Source organism: Neisseria sp. HMSC064E01, from assembly GCF_001808875.1.
In the GTDB taxonomy this organism is placed as follows: domain Bacteria; phylum Pseudomonadota; class Gammaproteobacteria; order Burkholderiales; family Neisseriaceae; genus Neisseria; species Neisseria sicca_A.
In genome coordinates, this window is sequence record NZ_KV794862.1 from 1 (window position 1) to 293 (window position 293).

Here is a 293-nt window from a genome sequence, read left to right on the forward strand (position 1 = left end):
TACCTTAAAAAACACAACGTCGCCCTCGTCGTGATGGAAAGCACCGGCGGTCTCGAAATCCCCGCCGCCAAAGCCATCCACCGCGCAGGCATAGCCGTGATCATCGCCAACCCGCGTCAGACGCATCAGTTTGCCCAATCGCAGTCGCTGACCAAAACCGATGCCAAAGATGCCCAAATGCTCGCCTTCTTCGCACAGATGATGACGCAGAAAGAGGGTTGGCAAACCATGCTCTACCACCCGCCCACCGAAGCGGAAGAAGTGTTGGAAGCATTGGTCAACCGCCGCAACCA

General features: G+C 57.0%; 1 protein-coding gene. It reads left to right on the forward strand.

The features are described from left to right. Positions 1–293: IS110 family transposase (locus HMPREF2572_RS00290; protein ID WP_148132249.1), on the forward strand; the 293-nt coding region annotated here is incomplete at both ends.